The sequence below is a fragment of the Corynebacterium sp. HMSC074H12 genome (assembly GCF_001813755.1).
Taxonomy (GTDB): domain Bacteria; phylum Actinomycetota; class Actinomycetes; order Mycobacteriales; family Mycobacteriaceae; genus Corynebacterium; species Corynebacterium hiratae.
The window spans coordinates 128,623-152,962 of record NZ_KV813889.1; the positions used below are offsets into that span (position 1 = coordinate 128,623).

Sequence of the window (24,340 nt, forward strand, 5' to 3'; positions counted from 1 at the left end):
GAAGCGTTTCACGTGAAACGGCCCCCTTCCGCCCTGCCGCGCGTAGGCGCGGATTTTGACGGAAAGAGGCCGTTGTGATTTGAACTTAGCTAGGACTGCTTCTGCCTGGTGGCTGCCTTCATGGTGGAGACGAAGTCGGTGACCGCAGCGGCGAGAGTGTCGTTCGGGCGGTTGTCATCGTCGAGGTGGGCATCAACGACATTGGCCAGAGCGGAACCGGTGATTGCTCCCGCAGCGCCGGCAGCAATGGCGTCGGCAACGTGTTGCGGGGTGGAGATTCCAAAGCCAAGGAGAATCGGTGCACCTCCGAAACGTTTCACGTTTCCCACTACGTCAGCGAGCCCGCGGGTCTCCGACTCCTTCTCGGTGCCGGTAACACCGTCGCGGGAAATCGCGTAGATATAGCCCTTGGAATACTTCGCTACGCCCTCGAGGGTTTTCTCGGAGGCTTGTGCTGGTGCGATGAAAATAGGATCGATTCCTGCTTTGTCGGCTGCGGCGACGAAGGGGGCGCCTTCGCGAACAGGGATATCGGGAAGCAGGATGCTATCGGCGCCGGCCTCGTGAAACTCGGAATAGAAGGTCTCTAGCCCGCGGGTGAAGGGCACGTTGCCGTAGATAAGCATGCCGATGGGCAGGTCCGGGAATTCACTGCGGATCTGACGGATCTGCTCGATAGCGGAATCCACCGTTGCACCGCCGGCGAGCGCGCGAATGTGGGAGGCCTGGATCGTGGGACCGTCGGCGACAGGATCCGAGAACGGGACACCTAGCTCGAGAGCGTCGGCGCCACCGGCGACAGCCGCGCGGACGATGGTGAGGGCGGTCTCGGGATCGGGATCGCTGAGCATGATGAAAGGAACGAAAGCGCCTTCACCGCGTGCGGCGAGGGTGGAGAAGAGTTTCTCGTAACGGCTCATTACTTGTCCTCCGTGATCTTGAGTTCGGGGTGCTCGCTAAGGGTTCGGCGGACGTGGTCGATGTCCTTGTCGCCACGCCCAGACAGGGAAACGAGAATGGTGATGTCTTCATCCTTGCGCTTGAGGGCATAGGCCAATGCGTGCGAGGACTCGAGGGCGGGGATGATGCCCTCGCGGCGGCTGAGGAGCTGGAAGGCTTCGAGAGCTTCGGCGTCGGTGATGCCGACGTAGGTTGCGCGCCCCGTCTGAGCGAGGTGTGCGTGCTGTGGACCGACGCCCGGGTAGTCGAGGCCAGCGGAGATGGAATAGGATTCCTCAACCTGGCCGTCGGCATTGCGCATGAGATAGGAGCGGGCGCCGTGGAGGATGCCGATGGTGCCGTTGTTGATGGTGGCGCCGTGGTGCCCGGAATCGAGTCCCTCTCCCCCGGGCTCCGCACCGACGAGTTCGACAGACTCCTCGTCGATGAAATCAGCAAACATGCCAATGGCGTTGGAGCCGCCGCCGACGCACGCGACGACGAGATCCGGCAAGCCGCCGGTCCGCTCGAGCATCTGGGCCTTCGCCTCTTCGGAGATCACCTTGTGGAATTCGCGGACGATCGTTGGGAAGGGGTGGGGTCCGGCCGCGGTGCCGAGGAGGTAGTGGGATTCGTGGAAGGTTGCGGTCCAGTCACGGAGCGCTTCGTTGACGGCGTCCTTGAGCGTGCCGGAACCAGAATCCACGGGAACCACCTTCGCGCCCATCAGCTCCATGCGGTAGACGTTGGGCTGCTGCCTCTCGACGTCCTTCGCGCCCATGTAGATCACGCAGTCGAGGTCAAGCAGAGCGCAGGCGAGGGCGGTCGCCGTGCCATGCTGGCCGGCGCCGGTCTCGGCGATGATGCGGGTCTTCCCCATCCGCTTGGCCAAGAGCGCTTGGCCGATCACCTGGTTGGTCTTGTGCGCGCCGCCGTGGACAAGGTCCTCCCTCTTTAGAAAGATGCGCGCCTTGCCGCCGAGCTTGGTGGCTTCGGTGAGGGGGGTTGGGCGGCCGAGGTAGTCGCGAAGGTAGCCGGCTAGCTCTTCGCGGAAGGCGGGATCGTTCTGGGCATCGACGAAGGCCTTCTCCAATTGGTCGAGCGCCGGGATGAGGGATTCGGGAACGAATTGTCCGCCAAACTCCCCGAAATACGCGGGTAGGAGGGTCTCCCTGGTGTCCTGTTGGTTGGTCATAGTGTTCCTTTTAGCTAGGGCTTGGAGCAAAGCTTGGGATGGGGGTTAATACGTAAAGTGACGAATGGTGTCGAAGGCTTTGGCTATGAGCGCGGTGTCCTTCCTGCCGTTAACCTCTACGCCTGAATTGATGTCGAGGCCAACGGTACCGACGCGCAGTGCATCCGGTAGGTTGTCGGGATTGAGGCCGCCGGCGAGTAGTGCCTTCTTCTTGACGCCGGCCGGAACTGTTGTCCAGTCGAAGGATGAGCCAGTGCCGCCGGCGCCAGAGTCGAGGATGAGCATGTCGGTGGCGTCGGCAAGCGCGGAGGCAAGGGCGGGGCCATGGGCAGCTGTCATGTCGATGGCGCGCCAGACCTCCCGCTCCCCTGCCACCGCCCGAACGGAGGAGATGAGTTCGAGCTCTGCCTTGGTGCTTCCTTGGTAAGGCGCGTGGAGTTGTAGGGCGGCGATGTCGTCGAAGGCAAGCTCCTCCCAGCCGGAGGTGCGGCGAGAGACCGCGACGTAGTTGAGGTCGGGTTCGTGGGCGATGATGTCGAGCGCGGTTTCACGTGAAACATTGCGCGGGGACGCCTCCTCGAAGATGAATCCTCCGTAGACGGCACCGGCGGCACGGGCGGCCTGGGCCGCTGACCACGTCGTGAGGCCGCAGACCTTGTTTTGGCCATAGACTAGCTCACGTGCGGCCCGGTCGATATCGGGCGTGCCGGTGAGCTGGGAGCCAACGAGGAAGGCATTGGCATGAGAGCCCAGACGTCGAACGGTCTGGTTGTCGCGGATGCCCGACTCCGAGACGATGACCTTGCCAGAGGGAACGTGGTGCGAAAGGCGCTCGGAGCGAGTGAGATCGATGCTGAGGTCGTGGAGGTTGCGGTTGTTAATTCCGATCACGTCGATGCCAAAGGCAGTGGCGCGGGCGACCTCCTCCTCGGTGATGGCCTCGGTGAGGACATCGAGCCCAAGGGAATCCGCCAGCTGCTTGAGTTCCGCGTAGGTGTCGTCATCGACGATCGACATCATGAGCAAAATGGCGTCGGCGCCAAAATAGCGAGCGGCGTAGACCTGAATGGGGTCAACGATGAAGTCCTTACACAAGACGGGCAGGTGCGTGGATAGAGCCACGGTCTGCAGGTGGTCGTAGTCGCCACCAAAACGATCCGGTTCGCACAGCACCGAAATGGCCGAAGCGTAGCGCGAGTACACCCGTGCGATGGCCCCGGGCTCGTAGTGCTCACGAATCAGCCCCAGCGACGGAGAGGCAGACTTGCACTCCATGATGAAGCGGTTGGTGCCGCGGAGCGCATCGTAGAAGGAGCGCTCCGAGCGCGGGAGGGCAGCTAAATCAACGTGCGCCAGGCGCTCACGGATTGCGGGCAGATGCGTGCGGCGCTTGGCGACGATCCCCTCAAGCACGGTCGGCAGAGCCATAGTTCGCCTCCTCGTGCTTCTTCAGCCATGCGGCCACGGTGCCATCCTTGATGAGCTGGTCGGCATGCGCGACGCCCTCTTGGATGGAGTCGGTCGTGCCATTGAGGTAGAACATCGCGCCGGCGGTCGCGGCGATCGCATCGTGGTGGGCTGGCTTTCCGGTGCCGGCGAAGACGGCGCGCAGGGCCTCGGCGTTTTCCTTGCCGTTGCCGCCGGCGAGGTCAGCTAGCTCGTGGCGGGAAATGCCGAGGTCCTCAGGGGTGAGTTCGTAGTGGGTTATGGTGCCGTCGCGAAGCTCCCAGACCTGGGTGGTGCCGTGGACAGCGATCTCATCGGTGCCGGCGCCGTGGACGACAAGCGCGCGTGTGCGGCCCAGATCCTTGAACACCTCAGCAATGATCTGGCCCTGTTCGGGGTTGGCGATACCCATGATCTGGAACTCCGGGTGGCCTGGGCTGAGCAGCGGGCCCATGGTGTTGAAGAGAGTGGAGACGCCAAGGCCCTTGCGAACCGGTTGCACGTGGGCAACCGCCGGGTTGTACGCGGGGGCAAAGAGGAACGTGAAATTCGAGGCCTCGAGTTGGCGGACCGCGCGGTCCGGATCGAGATCAAGCGGGATGCCGAGGGCCTCAAGGACGTCCGCGGAGCCCGACTTGGAGGATACGGAGCGGTTGCCGTGCTTGACCATCTTGACCCCGCCGGCGGAGGCGACGAGGGATGCGCCGGTGGTGACGTTGATGGTGTTCGCGCCATCGCCACCGGTTCCCGCGGTATCCATGAGGCCCTTGCCGGTAACCGGGAAGGGGCGGCCGGCGTTGAGGAAGGCGCGGGCGGCGCCGGCTACATCGGCGAAGGTCTCGCCGCGCGTACGGATGTGGGTAAGGAGGGCGGCGATATGGATGTCGTCATACTCCCCCACCGTCAGCGGGGTGAAGACCTCGATTGCTTCCTCGAGGGTCGGTTCGGAGATATCGAGGAATTCCTGCAGTGTCTTGAGGGCGTGGTTATTGGTCATTACTTGGCTCCTTCCATGGTGGGTAGAGAAGAAAGTTGTTCAATGCAGCGTTCGATCATGATGGGGCCGGTCGGAGTTAGCACCGACTCCGGGTGGAACTGAAGGCCGAGGGCCATGCCGTCGACGGTTTCCGCCGCCATCGTGACAGGGCCGATGTCGGTCTCCGTCTCCGCGAGGCTGCGCATCTGGGTGGGAATGCTCGCGCAGCCCAAGGAGTGATAGCGCGCAACGGGGACGAGGCGGCCCACGTAGTTCGGATTATCTGGCTCGGAATCAGTAGTGAGCCCTTGGAAGAGCGGGTGCTTCGCGCCAGCGTCGGTCAGCGTCATGGGCACAGAGGAACCGTGGACTGGGCCGCAGGGCTCGACGGTGCCGCCGAAGTGCTCGAGCAGCGCCTGGAAACCCAGGCAGATGCCGAGGATGGGGATGCGGCCGAGGGAGGCGTCGACAAGTTGCATCATCGATCCAGCGTCGCGCGGATGGCCGGGGCCGGGAGAGAGGATGATGATGTCGGGTTGGGCGGCGAGAACCTCCTCCACCGGCACCGTATTACGGAAAACGGTGGTGTTATAGCCGGCGAGGGCGTCGACGAGGTTGTAGACGAAGGAATCGTGGTTATCAATGAGGACGACGTGTGGGTTCATCGGATGACCTCCAGGGATGCGTTGTGTGCCTGGGCGATGGCACTGAGCACCGCGTAGGCCTTGTGGACCGTTTCATCGGCTTCGGACTGGGGGATGGAATCGCGCACGACCCCCGCGCCGGCCTGGACGACGGCCGTGCCATCCTTGACGTATGCGGAACGGATGACGATGCAGTTATCCATGGATCCATCGCCGCGCAGGTAACCGATAGCTCCCCCGAAGGAGCCGCGACGAGTGCCCTCGGTCTCGCGGATAAGCTCCATCGCGCGCAATTTCGGCGCGCCGGTCAGAGTGCCCATGTTCATGCAGGCGCGGTAGGCGTCGAGGGCGTCGAAATCCTCGTGCAGCGTGGCGACGACGCGGGAGACCAGGTGCATCACGCGGGAATAGCGGTCCACCTGGAGCAGATCAGCGACCTGTCGGGTGCCGGGGACGGCGACGCGGGCGAGGTCGTTGCGGGCCAGGTCCACCAGCATGATGTGCTCGGCGACCTCTTTGGAATCCGTGCGCATCTCGAGTTCGTTTCGGATGTCTAGCTCGTGGGTCGCACCGCGCGGGCGGGTGCCGGCGACCGGGTAGAGCTGTACCTGCCGGTCGGTGGCCGTGTACTTCAGGTTGGATTCGGGGGAAGCGCCGAAAAGCTCGTGCTCGGTGCCGCGCAGGTAGAACATGTACGGCGAGGGGTTGGTCTCACGCAGCGTGCGGTAGGCAGCGAAGGCGTCGGGGCAGTCGAGGCTAAACGCCCGGGAAGGGACCACCTGATAAATATCGCCGGCGTGGACGTTGCCTTGGAGGCGCTCCACGTGGCGTCGAAAAGCAGCGTCGTCGATGGAGGCGCGCGCGGAGATCGTGGTGAGTGGCTGTGGGGGCTGGGGCGTGATGGGCTCGGTGCGGGCGGCGCGGTCGAGCTCTTCCTCGAGTGCCTGCTTGTCGACGCCCCACCCCTCGATCTTCGCGGTCTCCGTCAGGTGGTCTACGGTGAGGACGTGCTCGGCGACGAGAAACTCATAATCGGGGTATCCGTTGAGTCCGTCGGGAACCGGGGGTAGCTTCTCGAAGGTTTCGACGTAGTCGAAGGCGAAACCGCCACCGATGAAGGGCAGTGATTCACTGGAATACAGTTGGCTGAATTGTAAGGTGCGCAGGATATCCGCGGTGGAGGTGGCGCGGAGGCGGGCGCGCTCATCGTGCTCGGTGGAAAGCTCGAAACTAAAGGTGGTGCTCTCCTCGCTGTCTTGGCTGATCCTGGAGCGGAAGTCCTGGCGAAGCTCGTCGAGGAGCAGCTGGCCAGCGGGCGTTAATGCGGTAGCGGTGACCTCTTGGCCGCGGCAGACGACTTTGAGCGCTGCCTTGGTGATCGCGATACACGTGAGGTTCTTCTTGGATTCAATGTCCGCTGATTCTAAGAGCAAGGAGTCCTGCGGCGTGGCGAGGGCGTAAAAGAGCGCACTGGCATCGGGTGTGTACCCGACCTCGCGTTTGGCTGTAAACGGCATACGGTGTCTTTCTTTAACGATGTTGTGTGCTGCCGCGAGCTTTTTAAGAGAGCAAAACGCCGAAAAGCCCGCAGCTGCGGGCCTTAAATATGGGAGAACAACGAGGCCCGCGGGTTACGCGCGCCACCACCAAAGGTTAGAAATGTTCTTCACATCACTGACTCTAACACCGATACCTTCTGCCGTACAGATAAATGTGAGCGGGTACCCCCGTGGGGTCTGGGCGCAGCAGGGTCGCCTCGGCGTCAGTGATGTAGGAAACATGCAGCTTAAGCATGTGATATAGAACTCTAAAACTGTCACAGTATAGCTTTTGGAGGGCTAAAAGTACCCCCGCGCGGGAAAAATATTCACAAAACTGCTGCTTAAACGCATGGAAAGAGGCTTAAATAACGGTCACAACAGTCACTCTAGAGTAGAAAAGGACCGTTATGTTCTCTAAAACTGCTGCTGCTCTCTCCGCTCTCGCTCTGAGCGCCGCCGCCCTCGTGGGGTGCTCCTCATCCTCGGACAACGCCGGCGGTGATTCCGGTGGTGGAGACTCCTACTCCATCGGTATCAACCAGCTGGTTCAGCACCCCTCCCTCGACGCCGCTGCGGATGGTTTCCAGGAAGCCTTCGAGGAGGCGGGCGTGGACGTGGATTGGGACATCCAGAATGCCAATGGCGAGCAGGGCACCGCGGTGTCCATCTCGCAGCAGATGGCAAATGCTAACCACGACCTCTACCTGGCAATCGCCACCCCAGCCGGACAGGCCATGAGCAAGTCCATCAAGGACAAGCCGCTTCTGTTCACCGCGGTAACGGACCCGGTGGAGGCGGAGTTGGTGGAGTCCCTGGATAAGCCGGGCAAGAATGTCACTGGTACCTCTGACGCCGCGCCCATCGAGGAGCAGGTTGAACTGATTACCCAACTGGTTCCAGATGCCAAGACCGTCGGCGTGGTCTACTCCTCCGCCGAGGTCAACTCCAAGGTGCAGGTGGAACAGTTGGCAGAGGCCGCTAAGCCGAAGGGCATTGAGGTGAAGTCGCAGACGGTGACCTCCGTGACGGAGATCCCGCAGGCCGTAGAAGCGCTGGGCGATGTCGATGCCGTCTACGTGCCGACCGACAACATGGTTGTTTCCGGCATTTCTTCGCTCATCAAGGTAGCGAATGACAAGACCATCCCGGTCATCGCAGCGGACTCGGGTGCCGTTGAAGGTGGTGCTGCCGCCACCATCGGTATCGACTACAAGGAGCTGGGCCGCCAGACCGGTGAGATGGCGCTGCGCATCCTCCAGGACGGCGCAGACCCGGCCGAGACCCCGGTAGAAACCGCCTCTGAGTACACCTACGTCATTAACGAGGATGCCGTGAAGGCACAGGGCGTTGAGGTACCGAAGGAGATCATGGAGAAGGCTGAGACGCTGTGATTGGTGCACTCGAGCTAGGGCTCATCTATGCGGTCATGGCCGTGGGCGTCTACCTGACATTCCGCGTCCTTGACTTCCCGGACCTGACCGTCGATGGCTCCTTTACCACCGGGGCTGCGACGGCCGGCGTGCTCATTACGAATGGGGTTAATCCCTTTCTGGCATCGGCCGCGGGCTTTGTCACCGGCTTTATCGCCGGCTGCATCACGGGGCTTCTGCACACGAAAGGCCGCATCGACGGTTTGCTTGCGGGTATCCTCACCATGATTGGTCTGTGGTCCATCAACCTGCGCATCATGGGCAGCGCCAACGTTCCGTTGCTCTCCCAAGATTCGGTGTTTACCCCGCTGGATGCAGTAATGGGGTCGTGGGCCGGGGTGGGCTTGCTCGCCTTGGGTGCGGTGCTGCTCTGCCTGCTGATCGTGTGGTTCCTGTCCACGGACCTGGGACTTTCGCTGCGCGCAACAGGTGACAATCAGCAGATGATCACCTCCTTTGGCGTGTCCACCGATTTCACCAAGATCCTGACCCTGGCCCTGTCCAATGGCCTGGTGGGCCTGTGCGGTGCTCTCATCGCGCAGTACCAGGGCTTCGCCGACATTTCGATGGGTATCGGACTCATCCTGGTTGGTCTGGCATCCGTCATTCTGGGACAAGCGGTACTCCCCCAGTCGCGCTTGTGGATGGCCGTGGTGGCGGTGGCCTTGGGCTCTGTGATCTACCGTCTCATCATCTTCGCTGCGCTTCAGGTAGGCCTTAACCCGAATGACATGAAGCTCATCACGGCGCTGCTGGTTATTGTCGCTCTGCTGGTGCCGCGTATGACGAAGGTGCGCGGGAAGAGGAAGGCCTAGATCATGCTCAAAGTAGATAAGATTTCGAAGACCTTCTTCCCAGGTACGGTCAACGAACGCCGTGCGCTTCGCGACGTCTCTCTGGAACTTGCCTCCGGTGACTTTGTCACTGTCATCGGCTCTAACGGTGCGGGAAAGTCGACACTGCTGAACTCCGTTGCGGGCCGGCTCATCCCGGATTCGGGAAAGATCTCGATCGACGGCCAGGAGGTGACGAGCCAGCCGGAGCACAAGCGTGCAAGGAAGGTCGGGCGCGTCTTTCAGGATCCCATGGCGGGTACGGCACCAAACCTCACGATTGAGGAGAATCTCTCCTTGGCGTACCTGCGCGGCAAGAAGCGCGGCCTCGGTTTGGGTCTCAATTCCGCGCGCCGGGCCATCTTTGTGGAACAGCTGGAATCCCTCGAGCTCGGCCTAGAGAAGCGTCTGGGGACCAAGGTGGGGCTGCTCTCCGGCGGTCAACGCCAGGCCCTCTCGTTGCTCATGGCCGGCTTTACTAACCCGAAGGTGATGCTTCTGGATGAGCACACGGCCGCCCTCGACCCGCAACGCGCGGAGCTGGTGACCACACTGACGAAGCGCATTGTGGAGCAAGGCCAGCTCACCACTCTGATGGTGACGCACAACATGGCCCAAGCACTGCAGGTGGGAAACCGCCTCATCATGATGCATGAGGGTGAGATCATCTACTCCGCTGACGCCGAGCAGAAGGCGAAGCTCACAGTGGAGGATCTCATGGCGGAGTTCGCGAAGATTAAGGGAGCGACGTCCGATAGGACCCTCCTGCAGTAGAAGTCGAAGCGTGGTTGTTTCACGTGAAACCTAGGTGTTGCACTTGGCAGCACCTAGGTTTCTTTTTGTCCGTGGTGGCTTAGCGGCGGCATTGAAAGAGGGCCCAGCGTTGTGCTGAGCCCTCTTGGTTTTACGTGAAACCGGAACTAGGTGAGCTTGATGAGCGCGGAAGAGAAGTAGTCCTCGACGGCAGCTGGGTCATCCAGCGGAAGGACCGCTCCTACGTACTGGTCCGGGCGAACGATGACGACGGCACCGTCGCGGGAAATGCCGCGGGTGTGGAAGATATCCTTGTCTCCCGGCAGAGCATTGAAAACATTCTCCCAGTTCGGGATATTGAACTTGCCGTTGCGGGGCCGGAACAGGAGTGGAGCGTCGAGGATTTCGTACTCGTGGTGGTCCGTCTGCTGGTAGATGGCCTTCACGTCGAAGTAGGTGTTCTCGTCGGCGCCCTCAGGGGTGAACTTGGCGAGGATGGGGCCGACCTTCTCGGCCCACTCGCTGAGCTTCGAGGTTTCGCCGGCTTTGGGTGCATCAGCGAAGGCGTAGATGCGGTAGCGGCCGTCAGCGGTGTGCTGGTGGCCCAGGTGCTGGGGGTACGCGTCACAGCGGCGCAGAACCTCGTAGGACTTGAAACGCTTGCCCACCGGGAAGCCGACGGCCAGCTTCTGGTGCTCGGTGCTGCCGACGATGAGGTTTTCTTCGTACTGCGTCATCATGCCGGCGGCGAATTCCTCCGCGGAAACGTAGTACTTCTCGACTGCCTCGGGATCATCGAGCTCTTCGGTCGGGGTGGCCATGAGGGTGGACCACTCGCGGTCGAAGTTGATGAGGTTCTGGGCAGCTGGCTGGCGTTCACCGTGGTAGGTGGTCAGGAGCTCCTTCGGGGCGCGGCCGTCGAGAACATGGCCGAGCTTCCAGCCGATGTTGAAGCCATCCTGCATGGAGACGTTCATGCCCTGGCCGGCCTTGGCCGAGTGGGTGTGGCAGGCGTCGCCTGTAAGGAAGACGCGCGGATCCTCGTTGTTATCGTCGAACGCGTCGACAAGTCGGTGGCCCACCTCGTAGACCGAGTGCCAAGCGACCATCTTGACGTCGATGAAGTAGGGCGAATAAATCTCGTTAGCCTTCTCGATGATCTTCTCAATCGGGGTGGAGCGGACCTTGTGGTTGTCATCCTCCGGCACGACGCCGAGGTCGACGTAGATGCGGGACAAGTAGCCGCCCTCACGTGGGATGTGCAGAATCGAACCAGCCTGTGAGTGGATGGCGCACTTGGTGCGCCAGTCCGGGAAATCGGTATCTACGACAACGTCCATGACGCCCCACGCGTGATTGGCCTGGTCACCCTTGAGCGAGCGGCCAATGGACTTACGGACACGGGACTTTGCGCCATCGCAGCCCACGACGTACTTAGCGCGTACGTCGCGCGGGTTGCCGTCGACATCCTCGAGGTGCACCGTCACGGGGTAGTCGCCCTCCCCTACCTCAAGGGAGACGAAGTTCCAGCCGTAATCCGGGACGATTCGGCCGGGTGCTCGGCGTGCGTAACGGGCGAAGTAGTCCAACACGCGAGCCTGGTTCACAATGAGGTGGGGGAACTCGGAGATTCCGTGTTCGTCGTCAATCGGGCGGGCGCCGCGAACAATCTTGGAGCGGTCCTGCGGATCGGGGTTCCAGAAGGACATCTCGGTGATTTCGTAGGCCTCTTCCGTGATTTCCTTGGCAAAGCCGAAGGCCTGGAAGGTTTCTACGGAGCGGGACTGGATGCCGTCGGCCTGGCCCAACTCGAGGCGGTGAGGACGGCGTTCAATGATGCGCGTGTTGACGTCGGGGAACATTGCTAGCTGCGCGGCCGCGATCATGCCGGCCGGGCCGGAGCCCACAATGAGGACGTCCATTTCATCGGGAAGCTCAGAGGCGCGATCGATGCCATACCCGGCGGGCTCGTGCACGCGGGGATCTTCCGAAACGTAGCCGTTGTGGTGGAACTGCACTGTGGACTCCTTAGTCAGCGGGTTGTCGTGGTCGAGAACAAAAGCGAGTGATGGGGGTGGTATCTACTCCCCCATCGCTCTGTGAGCTTTGCTCGTGGAGGTGGTGACTCAGTTCAAGGCGTCTGGAGGATGTGAGCTGGGTCTTATTTCTAGAATCATATATGATACGCGGCTCCTGCACAATGATCTGCGCACGGGACGTCGCCTAGCGCGGGCTGAAGATGAAGTGCCCCTGAGATTGCTCGGCCTCGTGCTCTGCGCCGAGAGCGATTCCCTTGCGCTCACGCAGGATGAAGGCGCAGATGAAACCGACAATCGAGGCGGAGACGAGGTAGCCCGACACCGCGAAGGTGGTGCCAGTAGCCTCCACGAGCGAAGCAGCGATCATGGGGGCGAAGGCGCCGCCCAACACCGAGCCAAGCGCATAAGTGATGGACACGCCGGTGGCGCGAATGGAGGCGGGGAAAAGCTCGGCGTACATCGCGGACTGCGCGCCATAGGTCAGGCCCAGGCCGACGGTCAGGAAAATGAGTGCGCCGTAGAGAAGCCCCAGGCTGCCCGTATTAACCAGCGGGAAAAGGGCGGCAGCGCCGATTCCCTGCAGGATGAATCCGATGAGGTAGGTGTTTCGGCGGCCGATATAGTCGGAGATGTATCCCGCGAACAAAGTCATCAATGCCCACGTGACGGCAGAGACGGTCACCGCGTTGAGGACGTCACCGCGGTCGAGGGCAACGAGGCCGTCGGGATCGGTGGCGTAGCGCTGAATATAGCCGCCCGTAGTCATGTAGCCGACGGTGCCGTTACCTGCAAAAACGAGGGCCGCAACGACGACTAGCGGGGTGAAGCTCTTGAAGAGCTTGCCAATGGGGTTGGTGGCTTCCTCTTCTTCACGCTCCGCAATCTCTTCAAAGACCGGGGATTCGTCGACGCCCATGCGGATGAGGTAGCCCACCAGGATGAGGACGAAGGAGAGCAGGAAAGGTACGCGCCAGCCCCAGCTCATGAAGGCGTCGCCAGGCGCAATGGTGTTCATGATGGAGAGGACGCCGGAGGAGAGCAGCAGGCCAGCTGGCACGCCGATCTGCGGGCCGGCGCCGTAGAGACCGCGCTTGTCATTCGGTGCGTGCTCCACAGCCATGAGTACGGCGGACCCCCACTCGCCACCTGCGGAGATGCCCTGAATAATGCGCAAGGTGATGAGGAGGATCGGCGCCCAGATTCCGGCAGTCTCGTAGGTAGGCAGAAGGCCGATGAGGGTGGTCGCACCACCCATGGCGAGGAGCGTGACCATGAGGACCACGCGGCGGCCGAAGCGGTCCGCGAAGTGTCCTGCCAGAAACGCGCCGACGGGTCGGAATAGGAAGGACAATCCCACGGTGAGGAAGGAAATGATGGTGGCTAGGCCACCCTCGAGCGGGCCGAACATGAGCTGGTTGAACACGAGTCCGGCCACTGCGGCATAGAGGAAGTAGTCGTACCACTCGATAGCGGTACCAATGGTTGTCGCGGCGACGACGCGGCGGCGTTCGGCCGTCGAAATTGCCGGCGTGTCAGATGTGTGCGACATTCTGGTTCCTTTCGGCATGCGGTGTGCCATATATGGAAATGTGTGTGAGTTGAACCACTTGCGGTGGTGGTAGGGATAATATACGATCTGGGTAAGGATTTGTTCACAATTAAGGATTCTTCATGGCTGTACCTGAGTTCTTGCCGGTTAAACCGGGCAAAATGATCGCTGTCCATGTGGCCTTTGAGTCCCGCGCGGCGCAGCGCGGTCGCTGGCCCAAGACCCCGAGCTACTTCCTCAAGGCGACTAGCACGCTGGCTGAATCGGGCGGGGTTGTTGAACGCCCCGAGGGAACGGAGCTGCTGGCTTTTGAGGGAGAAATCGCGCTCATCATCGGAACCCCGGCCCGCAACGTATCGCTTGAGGATGCGTGGAAACACGTCGCCTACGTGACGGCTTCGAACGACATTGGTCTGTATGACTACAAGGTGCAGGACAAGGGCTCCAACACCCGCTCCAAATCCCGCGATGGATACACCCCCATCGGGCCGGAGCTTATCGACGCCCAAGGGATCGACCCCAAGGGTCTTCGCCTCCGCACCTGGGTCAATGGCGAGGTTGTTCAGGAGGGAACATCTTCTGATGAGGATCTCATCTTCCCGCTCGCACAGTTTGTGGCCGACCTATCCCAGCACATGACGCTGGAGACCGGTGACATCATCCTCACCGGCACCCCGGCCGGCTCCTCTGTCATTGAGCCTGGTGACGTTGTTGAGGTCGAGGTTGACGTGCCAGGTGGCGTGAGCTCCGGCAGGCTGAAGACTACCGTGAAGGAGGTCCCCGCCTCTTTCGATCCGCAGCTGGGCAACCTGCCCTACGTGGATGATAAGCAGCGCGAGGACGCCTACGGTGACCGCGAATCCGCCGGCCTTCCTCCTAAGGATGCGGTCGGCCTCGATCCCGAGCTCAAGGCGGCCTTGGAGAAGGCCCCGACCGCCGGCTTGTCCGCTCAGCTGCGCAAGCGCGGCATCAACCAGTCCGTGATCGAAGGCGTGTACCCGCAGGCTAAGGGAACCAAGATGGTGGGCGTTGCCCGCACCCTGCGCTTCGTGGCCGGCCGCGAGGACCTGTTCAAGTCCCACGGCGGTGGCCTCAACGAGCAGAAGAAAGTCTTCGACACCGTCAAGGAAGGCGAGGTCATCGTTATTGAGGCCCGCCAGGAATCCGGCTCAGGAACACTGGGTGACATTCTGGCACTGCGCGCCAAGGTACGTGGTGCAGCCGGCGTTGTCACTGATGGTGGCGTGCGTGACTACGAGGCTGTGAAGGAGATCGGCCTGCCCGTCTTCACCCAGGGCGCTCACCCCTGCGTGCTCGGCCGCAAGCATGTCCCGTGGGATAGCGATATCGCTGTTTCCTGCGGAAACGCCACCGTCCTCCCAGGTGACATCATCGTTGGTGATGATGACGGCGTCGTGGTCATCCCCCGCGATATCGCAGCCGAAGTCGCCGAAGGTGCCCTCGCCAAGGAGCACGAGGACGAATGGGTCGCTTCCCAGGTGGAGGAAGGCGCCAGCTTGGATGGGCTCTTCCCGCCGACCGGAGCGAACAAGGAAGCCTACATCGCTTTCCGTGATGGAAAGGCAGGTGGTCAATGACGCAAACCGCAGCACCAGCCGGGGAAAGTAAATCCCAACAAGCCTATAACTGGATAAGTGAAAGGATTCGGACTCGCGACTATGAGCCCGGGTATCGCCTCGTGTTGGCAACAATCGCGGATGAACTGGGGATCAGCGTAGTTCCCGTCCGCGAGGCTATTCGGCAACTCGAAGCGGAAGGGATGGTCACCTACGAACGCAACGTCGGTGCCAGCGTGACCACCTACAATCGCGAGGCCTACTACGAATCCATGGACATCGTGGCCACCGTGGAAGCCAATGCCACGGCCCAATCCGCCCCGTATCTCAACGCGGAGGATATTGCCCGGGCGCGAGAGATCAACCAGCGCATGCGGGAGCTCGATATCCACCACGATCCAGAAGAATTTACCCAGCTCAACAAAGAATTTCATAGCGTTCTCTTCTCCAAGTGCCCGAACGAGAGGTTGAAGGACTTGGTGGTGGACCAATGGAAGCAATTGGAATACCACCGCGTCTCGACCTTCCGCTACGTGCCGGAGAGAGCCCAAGAGTCAACGCGCGAGCACGAGCAATTGGTCAGCCTCATCGAGGCTGGCGCGGAACCCGCCTACATAGAAAAAGTGGCCAGGCAACACCGACTGTCCACCCTCAACACCTATCGCAAGAAAAACGATTAAGGAGTTCACAGCACTCATGGCTATTAACAACGATGCTGCTAAGCCCACCGACCTTCCAGAGAAGATTCTTCACTACATCAACGGCGAGTTTGTCCCGTCGATCGACGGCGATGAATTCGAGGTCTTGGATCCGGTAACCAATAAGACCTACATCAAGGCCGCCTCTGGCAAGCCGGAGGACATTGACAAGGCGGTCGCCGCCGCTAAGGACGCCTTCGAGAACGGCCCATGGTCCAAGGCGCTGCCGCGTGAGCGCGCCCGCGTCCTCAACAAGATCGCCGACATCGTCGAAAGCCGCGCAGACAAGCTCGCTGCTTGGGAATCCTTCGACTCCGGCTTGCCGATCACCCAGGCCAACGGTCAGGCCAAGCGCGCTGCGGAGAATTTCCGCTTCTTCGCTGACCTGATTGTCGCCCAGGCTGACGACGCCTACAAGGTACCGGGCCGCCAGATCAACTACGTCAACCGTAAGCCGATTGGCGTGGCGGGCCTGATTACCCCGTGGAACACCCCGTTCATGCTGGAGTCCTGGAAGCTGGCCCCGGCCATCGCCACCGGTAACTCCGTCGTCCTCAAGCCTGCTGAGTTCACTCCGCTGTCCGCACAGCTGTGGGCGGGCATCTTCGAGGAGGCTGGCCTGCCGAAGGGCGTCTTCAACCTGGTCAACGGCTTCGGCGAGGAAGGCTACGCCGGCGACCCGCTGGTTAAGCACCCGGACGTCCCGCTGATCTCCTTCACCGGTGAATCTCGCACCGGCCAGATCATTTTCGGCAACGCAGCCCCGCACCTCAAGGGCCTGTCGATGGAGCTGGGTGGCAAGTCCCCGGCCATCGTCTTCAGCGATGCCGACCTGGAGACCGCTATCGACGCCTGTATCTTCGGTGTCTTCTCCCTCAACGGTGAGCGTTGCACCGCTGGCTCCCGCATCCTGGTTCAGCGCGATATCTACGATGAGTTCGTGGAGCGCTACGCCGCCCAGGCTAAGCGCGTGAAGGTGGGTCTGCCCTCCGATCCGACCACCGAGGTCGGCGCCCTGGTCCACCCGGAGCACTACGAGAAGGTCACCTCCTACATCGAGATTGGCAAGCAGGAGGCCACCCTGGCCGCCGGCGGCGAGCGCCCGGAAGGCTTCGAGGAAGGCAACTTTGTCCAGCCGACCGTCTTCGTTGACGTCAAGCCGGACGCACGAATCTTCCAGGAAGAGATCTTCGGTCCCGTTGTTGCTATCACCCCGTTCGATACCGACGAAGAGGCACTCGAGCTGGCGAACAACACGAAGTATGGTCTTGCCGCCTATGTGTGGACCTCGGATCTGAAACGTGCCCACAACTTTGCCCAGAACGTTGAGGCCGGCATGGTGTGGCTCAACTCCAATAACGTCCGCGACCTGCGCACCCCCTTCGGCGGCGTTAAGGCTTCCGGCCTGGGCCACGAGGGCGGCTACCGCTCGATCGACTTCTACACCGACCAGCAGGCCGTCCACATCAACCTGGACAAGGTGCACAACCCGGTCTTTGGCAAGCAGGACCAGTAACGTCTGCATGCCCTCTCCACTCCCCCATTACTAATTCACACTAAGGAGCCATCATGGCTGACATTCAGGCCCCCGACATTCTGCGTTGCGCCTACATGGAGATCATCGTTACCGATCTCGCTGCATCCCGTAAGTTCTATGTTGACACCCTCGGTCTCGTCGTGACCGAGGAAAACGAGAACGAAATCTACCTGCGCACCTACGAGGAGTTCATCCACCACAACCTCGTGCTGCGTCAGGGCCCCGTCGCTGCCGTCGCTGCATTCTCCTTCCGCGTTCGTTCGCCGGAGGATCTGGACCTCGCCGAGGAGTTCTACAAGGCGCGTGGTTGCGAGGTTCGCCGTAACAAGGATGGCTTCGTCAAGGGCATCGGTGACTCCGTGCGTGTACAGGATCCGTTGGGATTCCCGTACGAGTTCTTTTACGAGGTTGAGCACCGTGAGCGTCTGGCCTGGGCATACGACGCCCACATCCCTGGTGCGCTCGTTCGCCTCGATCACTTCAACCAGATCACTCCGGACGTTACTGCCGCAGTGAAGTACATGGAAGAGCTCGGATTCCGCACCACCGAGGACATTCGCGATGAGGAAGGAACCGTTTACGCTGCATGGATGCGTCGTAAGCCGACGGTGCACGACACCGCCATGACCGGTGGCGATGGCCCGCGTATGCACCACATCGCCTTTGCTACCCATGAGAAGCACAACATCATCGCGATTTGTGACAAGCTGGGTGCGCTCCGCGAATCCGACCGCATTGAGCGCGGCCCGGGCCGCCACGGCGTCTCCAACGCCTACTACCTGTACCTGCGTGACCCGGATGGCCACCGCGTAGAGATCTACACCCAGGACTACTACACCGGCGACCCGGATAACCCGGTCGTGACCTGGGATGTCCACGATAACCAGCGCCGTGACTGGTGGGGAACCCCGGTTGTTCCGTCCTGGTACCGCGATGGCTCCACCGTCCTCGACCTGGATGGCAACCCGGTGCCGCTGGTCGCTCGCGAGGATGAGTCCGAGCTCGAGGCCACCATTGGTGCGGACGGCTTCTCCTACACCCGTAAGGAAGACTCGGAGGAGATGCCGGAGTGGAAGCAGGGCGAGTACAAGCTGGGTAACCAGCTCTAAAACGGCCTAAGCACTCAGGTTGATTAACGTGGTCCCGCGGCGTCGATAATGCGCACATAACGCGGGGCCGCGTTGTCGTTTCACGTGAAACCGCAACGTTTAACAACCATTACAACACCACAGTCACGTTCAATAACACAGTAAGGAGCGAAATACATGCTGGATGAGAAACAGCACATCGCTATCGCAGATGAATTGGCGCAAGCCGAAAAGGACCGGTCGATGGTCCCGCTGCTGACCGCCCGTTTCCCGGAGATGAGCATTGAGGACTCCTACGCGGTGCAGCGCGAGTGGGTGCGCCGCGGCATCGAAGACGGGCGCCGTCTCGTCGGTCGTAAGATTGGCCTGACCTCCAAGGTTATGCAGGAGGCCACGGGAATTACCGAACCGGACTACGGCGCAATCTTTGAAGACCAGGTTTATGAGAACGGCTCCACTATCGAGCACGCGCAGTTCTCCAACGTCCGCATCGAGGTTGAGCTGGCCTTCGTGCTCAAGGAGGAGCTAAAGGGGCCGAATTGCAGCATTTTCGACGTGCTGCGCGCTACTGAGTATGTCGTCCCTGCTCTAGAGATCCTCTCCTCCCGCATTGAGATGGAGGGACGCACCATTGTCGACACCATTTCGGATAACGCAGCCCTCGGCGCCATGATCTACGGCGGCAACCCGGTGGATCCCGCAGACGTCGACCTGCGCTGGGTGTCTGCATTGCTCTACCGCAACGAATCCATCGAAGATACGGGTGTGGCCGCGGCTGTGCTCAACCACCCGGCAATGGGCGTGGCTTGGCTTGCCAACAAGCTTCATGCGCACGGCGATAGCCTTGCCGCCGGCGACATCATCCTGGCCGGTTCCTTCACCAAGCCCATGTGGGTTGAACCGGGCGATACCGTCCATGCAGACTATGGAAAGTTGGGGTCCATCACATGCCGATTCCAGTAAAGCTGCCGCCCACTTTCGCGGACGTCCTAGAAAAGGCCGAGCAGCCGCTCGTTGGCGCCTGGATCTGTTCCGGCTCGGAGGCTGCAGCGGAGATCATCGCCTCGGCTGGCTTTAGCTGGACGCTGATCGACGGCGAACACTCGCCCTATGGCCTCGAAACCATCCTCTCTCTGCTGCGGGCTACCGACGCCTACGGCGTGACGCGCGTGGTCCGCGTGCCAGTAAACAACACGGCACTCATCAAACAGTACCTTGACCTGGGTGTACAAAACTTGATGGTGCCCATGATTGATACCGTCGAGGAAGCCGAGGCTGCCGTAGCAGCCATGCACTACCCTCCCCGCGGCGTGCGCGGCGTGGGCTCGGCGCTGGCCCGCTCCTCACGCTGGAACGGCGTGGAGAACTACCTCGCCAATGCCTCAGATACGGTGAGCCTCACGGTGCAGATTGAGTCTGCGACCGCGGTAGAGAACGTGGAAGAAATCGTGGCTCTTGACGGGGTGGACAACATCTTCGTCGGTCCCTCTGATCTGGCGGCCTCCATGGGGCTGCTGGGTCAGCAGACCCATCCGGATGTGATCGAGGCGGTTAATCACACATTTGAAGCCGTGCGCGCTTCCGGAAAGAAGGTAGGCGTCAACGCTTTCAACCTTGAACAGGCCCAGAAATACATAGCTTCCGGCGCATCATTTGCCCTGGTTGGGGCGGATGTTCAACTTCTTTCGGGTGCGGCACGCCAACTGGCAGACAAATTCCATTTGGGAGGGTAAAAAAGAACCATGAGTGAAAACAACAAGGTCAATATTGACGAGCTGCTGGCCAAGGTTCCGACTGGCTTGCTGATTAACGGTGAGTGGGTAGACGCCTCCGATGGATCCACTTTCGACGTGGAAAACCCGGCAACCGGTGAAGTTATCGCCACCCTTGCCTCCGCTACTTCTGAGGATGCGAAGAAGGCTTTGGACGCCGCCTGCGCCGTGCAGGATGAGTGGGCACGCACGTCCACCCGCGAGCGCTCCAACCTGCTGCGCCGTGCTTTTGACCTGGTGCAGGAGCGCAAGGACGAGTTCGCTGCGCTGATGACCCTGGAGATGGGCAAGCCGCTGGCAGAGTCCTACGGTGAGGTTACTTACGGCGCTGAGTACCTGCGTTGGTTCAGCGAGGAGGCCGTTCGTGACTACGGCCGTACCCTGCCGGCGCCGGAGGGCACCCTGCGCATGGTGACCCGTCGTAAGCCGGTGGGCCCGTGCTTGCTTATCACTCCGTGGAACTTCCCGCTGGCCATGGCTACCCGTAAGATTGCACCGGCCATCGCCGCTGGTTGCACCATGGTGGTGAAGCCGGCCAAGCTGACGCCGCTGACCACCCAGTACTTCGCACAGACCATGATTGATGCTGGCGTTCCGGCTGGCGTGGTCAACGTGGTCTCCGGTAAGTCTGCGTCTGCTATCTCCGAGCCGATCATGGCGGATTCTCGTCTGCGCAAGGTTTCCTTCACCGGCTCCACCCCGGTGGGCAAGACTCTGCTCAAGGCAGCTGCGGACAACGTCCTGCGCACCTCGATGGAGCTGGGCGGCAACGCTCCGTTCATCGTCTTTGAGGACGCCGACATTGACCAGGCCGTCGAGGGCGCAATGGGCGCCAAGATGCGCAACATCGGTGAGGCCTGCACCGCCGCCAACCGCTTCATCGTTCACGAGTCCATCGCTGATGAGTTCGCGGAGAAGTTCGCCAAGCGCATCGGTGAGCTCAAGGTGGGCAACGGCCTCGACGAGGGCGTTACCTGTGGTCCGCTCGTGGAGCAGAAGGCGCTGGATAACATCACCGCGCTTGTCGACGATGCCGTGGCCAAGGGCGCCAAGGCTATCGTCGGTGGCAAGCCGGGTGAGGGCAAGGGTTACTTCTACTCCCCCACTGTTCTGACGAACGTTCCTCGTGATGCCCGCGTGGCACAGGAGGAGATCTTCGGCCCGATTGCTCCGATCCTGACCTTCTCCGATGAGAAGGAAGCAATTGAGATTGCTAACGACACCGAGTACGGATTGGCCTCCTACGTGTTTACCGAGGATTCGGACCGCATGTGGCGCATCGGTGACGGCCTCGAGTTCGGCCTCATGGGCTTCAACGCCGGCGTCATCTCCAACGCCGCTGCCCCATTCGGTGGCGTGAAGCAGTCCGGCATGGGCCGCGAGGGCGGCGCTGAGGGCCTGGACGAGTACACCTCGCTGCAGTACATCGCTATGCGCGACCCGTACGCGAATGCATAAATAGTGCATTAAATTCGCTGATAATGATGCTGGCACCTCCTTTGTGAGAGGTGCCAGCATTGTCTTTTATGCCAAACTTGCCGGTGCTATTCGCTGGCCGCTGCTCGGTACGCACTCGGTGACTTGTGGTACTCCGCCTTGAAGATGCGTGACAGGTGCGAGGGATCGTGCAGGCCATAGCGGGCGCTGATGTGGCTGATCGATTCCTCGGAGTGCCGCGGGTCCACGAGTTCTCTGCGGATGTGCTCTAGGCGCCTCGTTCGGATGTAGCTGCCTACGGAGAGGCCCTGTTCGGAGAACTTGGCGTGGAGGTGGCGTACCGATACGAAGAGTGCTTGGGCGATGGTGCTCGGGCCTAGGTCCGGGTCGCCCAAGTGCTTCTCGATGTAGGCGGTGGCCTGGTTGAACAGGAGTGTGCCTGCAGAGGGTTCGTCGGCGACGTCGGAGGCCAAGACTGACACCAGCATGGTCAGCGCCGAGCGGACTAGGGCCGTGGCATGCGGGCCCTTCAATAGGTCCAGGTTCTTGGCAAGCTGTTCAAAGAGGGGCACGGCCACCGCGCCGAGGCCGTGTGAGCGTGAGATCGGATTCGCGGTGAGGCGTTGGATCTGCGCGGGTGAGATGTCGAGGAAGCTCTGTGGGAAGTGAACAATGAGGGTGTTTTGTTCCTCCGGATAGCGCAGGGTGTAGGGCCGCTGGGTGACGTATAGCGCTAGGTCCCCCGGGCGAAGCTCGCAGGTTCGCCCGTCCTGGCTCATGGTTGAGGAGCCTGTGATCTGCAAACTGAGCTTGCAAAAAGGGACCTCGTCGGTGGAAACCTTGTATCGGTTCACGGTGTGCGGGGAGGTGTGCATGTCGAAGAGGGATATGTCCCCCACCTTCGTGGAGCGCAGCGTGGCGTGAAAGGAAGAGGGGTCTTCGGCGTCCACGTCGAGTTGTCCAAAAGAATCGGATGACGCGGTGCGCCACGACGCGATATCGAAATGTTCAACGGCGGAGGAAGACATAACTGGAATCATATCGTGAGAACTGGCACATTTTTGGACAAATTGTGTGCACTCAGAGTCAAGCCTGTAGATGTGGTGCAGGTAACATCCTAAACAAAAGTAACTTTTGGGCTTTGCTCGCGGGGCCCTCGACTTCCCTGAAGGAGATCTCATGACTCAGTTCGCCACGTACGCTGATCTGCTCAACGCCATCACGGACGAGAATGGACGTGACATCCTCAACCCCGCCACCGGTGAGGTCGTTGGCCGCGCCCCAGAAAACACCGTAGAGGACCTCAACGCTGCAGTTGAGACCGCACGCGCGGCACAAAAGGACTTTGCCAAGCTGAGCGACGAAGAGCGTTGCGAGCTGCTCACCAAGGCTGCGGCTGCGGTGGAGGCCAATGCCGAAGCGCTGGTGGAGCTGCTCTCCCGTGAGCAGGGCAAGCCGCTCAACGGCCCGAACGCCCGCTTCGAGGTCGGCGCCTGCTCTGCGTGGCTGAATGCTACCGCCTCCTTCGAGCACCCCAACTACACGGCCGTCGATGATGACATCACCGCCACCGTCAACTACCGCCCACTCGGCGTCGTTGGAGCTATTGGCCCGTGGAACTGGCCGATGATGATCACCATCTGGCAGATTGCGCCGGCGCTGCGTATGGGCAACGCGGTCGTCGTCAAGCCCTCCGAGTACACCCCGCTTTCCGTACTAGGCCTGCTCAAGGTCGTGAACTCCGTGCTGCCGGAGGGCATCCTGCAGGTCGTCAGCGGTGCCGGTGAGGTTGGTGCGGCGCTGACGACCCACGAGGGCGTCGACAAGATCATGTTCACCGGTTCCACCGCCACCGGCAAGAAGATCGTGGAGGCCAGCGCCGACAACCTCACCCGCCTCACGCTGGAGCTCGGCGGCAACGATGCCGGCATCGTGCTGGACGACGCCGACCCGAAGGAGATCGCCGGCGACCTCTTCTGGGGTGCGTTCATCAACACCGGCCAGACCTGTGCGGCGATGAAGCGCGTGTACGTGCCGGAGTCGCTGTACGACGCCGTCTGCGAAGCCCTCATCGAGGTGGCCAAGGCCTCCCCGATGGGCGTGGGCCTGGAGGAAGAGAACGTGCTCGGCCCGCTGCAGAACAAGCAGCAGTTCGACATCGTTGACAAGCTCGTCAACGCTGCCAAGGACTCGGGTGCCCGCGTGCTGCTGGGCGGCGACCCGGACTACGACGCGCCGGGCTACTTCTACCCCACCACCCTGGTGGCGGATATCGACCCGGATAACCCGCTGGTCGTCGAGGAGCAGTTCGGTCCGGCACTGCCGATTATCAAGTACACCGACCTCGACTGGGCCATCGAGCAGGCCAACAAGCTGGACGTGGGCTTGGGCTCCTCCGTGTGGTCCTCCAACCGCGAGCGCGCTCTGGAAGTTGCTGCTCAGCTGGAGGCTGGCACCACCTGGATCAACAGCCACGGTGCCGTGGATCCGCGTGTGCCTTTCGGCGGTATCAAGTCCTCCGGCTACGGCGTGGAGTTCGGCACCGAGGGCCTCAAGGGCCTGGCGTACCCGCAGATTATCAACGGCTAAAACCGCCGTGGCGCTGCTATTCTTAGCGCCATGAGCACCGCCAAAGTCCCGGAGATCGAGTACGCAGCCTTCGACGCCATGAAGGAGGTTGCGTCCTCGCTGAAAGCTGCCTACCTCACTAGGGCCGCTGAAGCAGGCAACGACGTTGAATCGCAATGGTGGATTCGCCAGAACTGGCTGGTAGAGGACATGGTTGGCGAGGTTGATGCAACTGACATCGAAGCCATCCGATCCGCTGCGGCTCTCTTTGCGCAGCGGCTTGAAGCCCTCTCCTCCGAGCACAAAGCGGCATAGCCT

At 61.3% G+C, this 24,340-nt stretch carries 21 protein-coding genes; 12 read left to right on the forward strand and 9 right to left on the reverse strand.

Translation table 11 applies throughout. The features are described 5' to 3' along the window. Positions 1-89: 89 nt before the first annotated feature. From trpA to HMPREF2932_RS03615, 6 genes are read right to left on the reverse strand one after another with little or no spacing between them, the layout of a single operon-like run. The gene (trpA, locus tag HMPREF2932_RS03590) at positions 90-920 is read right to left on the reverse strand and encodes a tryptophan synthase subunit alpha (RefSeq protein WP_070517640.1); all 831 of its coding nucleotides are present in this window, start codon (positions 918-920) and stop codon (positions 90-92) included. Then, positions 920-2,134 (reverse strand): tryptophan synthase subunit beta, encoded by a 1,215-nt coding sequence (gene trpB / locus HMPREF2932_RS03595; protein ID WP_071409622.1) that lies wholly within the window; start codon positions 2,132-2,134, stop codon positions 920-922. Before trpB ends, trpA begins: the two co-directional genes overlap by 1 nt. 45 nt (positions 2,135-2,179) lie before the next feature. After that, positions 2,180-3,562 (reverse strand): bifunctional indole-3-glycerol-phosphate synthase TrpC/phosphoribosylanthranilate isomerase TrpF, encoded by a 1,383-nt coding sequence (gene trpCF, locus HMPREF2932_RS03600; RefSeq protein WP_071409623.1) that lies wholly within the window; start codon positions 3,560-3,562, stop codon positions 2,180-2,182. Then, entirely contained in the window at positions 3,540-4,577 is a 1,038-nt protein-coding gene (gene trpD, locus HMPREF2932_RS03605; RefSeq protein WP_071409624.1) for an anthranilate phosphoribosyltransferase, read from the reverse strand. Before trpD ends, trpCF begins: the two co-directional genes overlap by 23 nt. Beyond that, the gene (locus tag HMPREF2932_RS03610; protein WP_070547213.1) at positions 4,577-5,221 is read right to left on the reverse strand and encodes an anthranilate synthase component II; all 645 of its coding nucleotides are present in this window, start codon (positions 5,219-5,221) and stop codon (positions 4,577-4,579) included. Before HMPREF2932_RS03610 ends, trpD begins: the two co-directional genes overlap by 1 nt. Next, entirely contained in the window at positions 5,218-6,717 is a 1,500-nt protein-coding gene (locus HMPREF2932_RS03615) for an anthranilate synthase component 1 (protein ID WP_071409625.1), read from the reverse strand. Before HMPREF2932_RS03615 ends, HMPREF2932_RS03610 begins: the two co-directional genes overlap by 4 nt. A 431-nt stretch (positions 6,718-7,148) precedes the next feature. On the opposite strand from HMPREF2932_RS03615, the gene HMPREF2932_RS03620 reads away from it, so the two are divergent. The 3 genes from HMPREF2932_RS03620 to HMPREF2932_RS03630 are packed head-to-tail and all read left to right on the forward strand — an operon-like array spanning position 7,149 to position 9,778. Continuing rightward, a complete protein-coding gene (locus HMPREF2932_RS03620) occupies positions 7,149-8,132 on the forward strand; it encodes an ABC transporter substrate-binding protein (RefSeq protein WP_071409626.1) in 984 nt (327 codons plus the stop codon). Then, on the forward strand, positions 8,129-8,986 hold the full coding sequence (locus tag HMPREF2932_RS03625) for an ABC transporter permease (protein ID WP_046648734.1): 858 nt from the start codon (positions 8,129-8,131) through the stop codon (positions 8,984-8,986). The genes HMPREF2932_RS03620 and HMPREF2932_RS03625 overlap by 4 nt, the downstream gene beginning before the upstream one ends. A gap of 3 nt (positions 8,987-8,989) precedes the next feature. Continuing rightward, a complete protein-coding gene (locus HMPREF2932_RS03630) occupies positions 8,990-9,778 on the forward strand; it encodes an ABC transporter ATP-binding protein (protein WP_070512969.1) in 789 nt (262 codons plus the stop codon). Positions 9,779-9,924: 146 nt separating this feature from the next. Here the strand turns inward: HMPREF2932_RS03630 and HMPREF2932_RS03635 are convergent, their stop codons facing one another. Both HMPREF2932_RS03635 and HMPREF2932_RS03640 read right to left on the reverse strand, forming a co-directional pair. Then, positions 9,925-11,775, reverse strand: coding sequence for an FAD-binding monooxygenase (locus HMPREF2932_RS03635; RefSeq protein WP_071409627.1), 1,851 nt, complete (start codon positions 11,773-11,775; stop codon positions 9,925-9,927). Between the two features lie 205 nt (positions 11,776-11,980). Beyond that, the gene (locus HMPREF2932_RS03640; RefSeq protein ID WP_070681726.1) at positions 11,981-13,345 is read right to left on the reverse strand and encodes an MFS transporter; all 1,365 of its coding nucleotides are present in this window, start codon (positions 13,343-13,345) and stop codon (positions 11,981-11,983) included. 122 nt (positions 13,346-13,467) lie between these two features. On the opposite strand from HMPREF2932_RS03640, the gene HMPREF2932_RS03645 reads away from it, so the two are divergent. From HMPREF2932_RS03645 to HMPREF2932_RS03675, 7 genes are all read left to right on the forward strand, one after another. Continuing rightward, positions 13,468-14,943 carry a fumarylacetoacetate hydrolase family protein gene (locus HMPREF2932_RS03645; protein WP_070517633.1) on the forward strand — a complete coding sequence of 492 codons (1,476 nt, stop codon included), beginning with the start codon at positions 13,468-13,470 and terminating at the stop codon, positions 14,941-14,943. Then, positions 14,940-15,602 carry a GntR family transcriptional regulator gene (locus HMPREF2932_RS03650; protein ID WP_070517632.1) on the forward strand — a complete coding sequence of 221 codons (663 nt, stop codon included), beginning with the start codon at positions 14,940-14,942 and terminating at the stop codon, positions 15,600-15,602. Before HMPREF2932_RS03645 ends, HMPREF2932_RS03650 begins: the two co-directional genes overlap by 4 nt. A 16-nt stretch (positions 15,603-15,618) precedes the next feature. Further along, complete coding sequence (gene hpaE / locus HMPREF2932_RS03655) at positions 15,619-17,136, forward strand: 5-carboxymethyl-2-hydroxymuconate semialdehyde dehydrogenase (RefSeq protein ID WP_070512973.1); 1,518 nt, start codon at positions 15,619-15,621, stop codon at positions 17,134-17,136. A 53-nt stretch (positions 17,137-17,189) separates the two neighbouring features. Further along, a complete protein-coding gene (gene hpaD / locus HMPREF2932_RS03660) occupies positions 17,190-18,266 on the forward strand; it encodes a 3,4-dihydroxyphenylacetate 2,3-dioxygenase (RefSeq protein WP_070517631.1) in 1,077 nt (358 codons plus the stop codon). 156 nt (positions 18,267-18,422) lie between these two features. After that, positions 18,423-19,208, forward strand: coding sequence for a 2-oxo-hept-4-ene-1,7-dioate hydratase (gene hpaH, locus HMPREF2932_RS03665; RefSeq protein WP_046648741.1), 786 nt, complete (start codon positions 18,423-18,425; stop codon positions 19,206-19,208). Continuing rightward, on the forward strand, positions 19,193-19,978 hold the full coding sequence (locus HMPREF2932_RS03670) for an HpcH/HpaI aldolase family protein (RefSeq protein WP_070512979.1): 786 nt from the start codon (positions 19,193-19,195) through the stop codon (positions 19,976-19,978). The genes hpaH and HMPREF2932_RS03670 overlap by 16 nt, the downstream gene beginning before the upstream one ends. Positions 19,979-19,987: 9 nt before the next feature. After that, positions 19,988-21,475: an NAD-dependent succinate-semialdehyde dehydrogenase gene (locus tag HMPREF2932_RS03675; protein WP_070512982.1), complete on the forward strand. Its 1,488-nt coding sequence runs from the start codon at positions 19,988-19,990 to the stop codon at positions 21,473-21,475. A gap of 86 nt (positions 21,476-21,561) precedes the next feature. On the opposite strand, the gene HMPREF2932_RS03680 is transcribed toward HMPREF2932_RS03675, so the two are convergent. Beyond that, the gene (locus tag HMPREF2932_RS03680) at positions 21,562-22,482 is read right to left on the reverse strand and encodes an AraC-like ligand-binding domain-containing protein (protein WP_070512985.1); all 921 of its coding nucleotides are present in this window, start codon (positions 22,480-22,482) and stop codon (positions 21,562-21,564) included. A gap of 151 nt (positions 22,483-22,633) precedes the next feature. Here HMPREF2932_RS03680 and HMPREF2932_RS03685 point away from each other — a divergent pair, with 151 nt between their 5' ends. Continuing rightward, positions 22,634-24,043 (forward strand): aldehyde dehydrogenase family protein, encoded by a 1,410-nt coding sequence (locus HMPREF2932_RS03685; RefSeq protein WP_070512987.1) that lies wholly within the window; start codon positions 22,634-22,636, stop codon positions 24,041-24,043. A gap of 30 nt (positions 24,044-24,073) precedes the next feature. Beyond that, positions 24,074-24,337: a hypothetical protein gene (locus HMPREF2932_RS03690; protein WP_070444618.1), complete on the forward strand. Its 264-nt coding sequence runs from the start codon at positions 24,074-24,076 to the stop codon at positions 24,335-24,337. The last annotated feature ends 3 nt before the right edge of the window (positions 24,338-24,340 follow it).